Here is a 1,451-nt window from a genome sequence, read left to right as displayed (position 1 = left end):
TAAAAAAAGGTAGTCTTGATAAAATTTATTTGTAGCAAGCTTTTTTACACTTGGGCTATTGATTTTCTTTTTTTTGTAACCTATTTTATAGCTTATTGAGTCCTTATATGAACTGATTGTTTTATATACCTTGCTCACTTCTTTTGGATTAGCTACTACAACACATAATCCTGTTACTACAGCAAAAGCTAAAGTAGTAAACACTAAAAAATCCCTTCCGCCGGCTTTCTTTTGTGTAATAGCAGTATGCAACTTGTTTGATTCTTGTAAATATTCATACCATGTATGATCACAGTTTGTACACTTCACTTTTCTCCCAGATTCACCTATTTGCTCGGAAGGTATTGAGTAAGTTTTAGTACAATTATTGCATTGTATTTTCACAACACTTACGTGTAAAGTAGTAACAAGCTTAGATTATATAGAACTGTAAACTTATCGTCAATATGTAATAAATGAAACTAGAAAAAATACAGAATGATGTAGAAAATATTTGGAAAAATAGGAATGAACTTAACAATTGCAGTGCAGGAAAAACGGCAAGAGCGATAATTGGAGAGGTAATTAAACTCCTAGATAATGGTAAAATTAGAGTGGCAGAAAGGCTGTCAGATGGAGAGTGGATAGTACATACATGGATAAAGCAGGCAATATTATTAAATTTTCTTACTGAAGAGAGCAGAATAATTGGTAATAACAATTGGTGGTGTGATAAGATCAACAATAAGTTTGATGGATGGAATGAAGAAAGATTTAGCCAGTCAAAAATTAGGGCAGTTCCTGGGTGTTTTGTCCGTCAATCCGCTTACATAAGTACAAACGTTGTTCTTATGCCAAGTTTTATTAACGTTGGTGCGTATATTGGTTCTGGTACAATGATAGACACCTGGTCAACAGTTGGTAGCTGTGCACAAGTAGGGGAAAATTGCCATATCTCTGGAGGAGTGGGAATTGGTGGAGTTTTAGAACCTATTCAAGCTTCTCCGGTTATTATAGAGGATAATTGCTTTATAGGAGCGCGTAGCGAGGTAGCCGAAGGTGTTATAATAAGAGAAGGATCTGTCTTAGGCATGGGAGTTTTTATTGGAGCATCAACAAAAATTATTGACAGAGAAACTGGTAAAGTACTTTATGGTGAAGTGCCACCTTACTCTGTAGTAGTGCCAGGATCTACTTCATCTGAAAATAACATTTCAACCTATTGTGCAGTTATAGTAAAAAAAGTGGATGAAAAGACAAGATTGAAAACTTCTATAAATGAAATATTGAGGGGTTAACCTATATATTTACAGTATGATGCTATGTAAATAATGTCATGCAACTATAAACAATTGACTATGCCAATTCTTTTAATTCTTGTTTGCTGGATTAAATCCACAGTTTGAGATCAAACCTTCATATTGCTTACTAAGTTTGTATTTTCTGCCTCTATTAGAAAAATAGACCCCCTG

At 34.1% G+C, this 1,451-nt stretch carries 2 protein-coding genes; one reads left to right on the top strand and one right to left on the bottom strand.

Features of this window, described 5'->3' with window-relative positions; translation table 11 throughout:
- Nucleotides 1-384: zinc-ribbon domain-containing protein (locus HET73_RS07435; RefSeq protein WP_174134296.1), on the bottom strand; the 384-nt coding region annotated here is incomplete at its 3' end.
- Nucleotides 385-455: 71 nt separating this feature from the next.
- Between HET73_RS07435 and dapD the strand changes: the two genes are divergently transcribed.
- On the top strand, nucleotides 456-1,277 hold the full coding sequence (dapD, locus tag HET73_RS07430; protein WP_174133156.1) for a 2,3,4,5-tetrahydropyridine-2,6-dicarboxylate N-succinyltransferase: 822 nt from the start codon (nucleotides 456-458) through the stop codon (nucleotides 1,275-1,277).
- The last annotated feature ends 174 nt before the right edge of the window (nucleotides 1,278-1,451 follow it).

It is taken from the genome of Wolbachia endosymbiont of Atemnus politus (genome assembly GCF_013309895.1).
The sequence above is the reverse complement of the archived record's forward strand: the minus strand, read 5'-3'. Positions and strand labels throughout refer to the sequence as shown.

Bases quoted from the DNA above. Each gene is read 5' to 3' on its own strand.
- dapD (WP_174133156.1), top strand. From the start codon at position 456: ATGAAACTAGAAAAAATACAGAATGATGTAGAAAATATTTGGAAAAAT.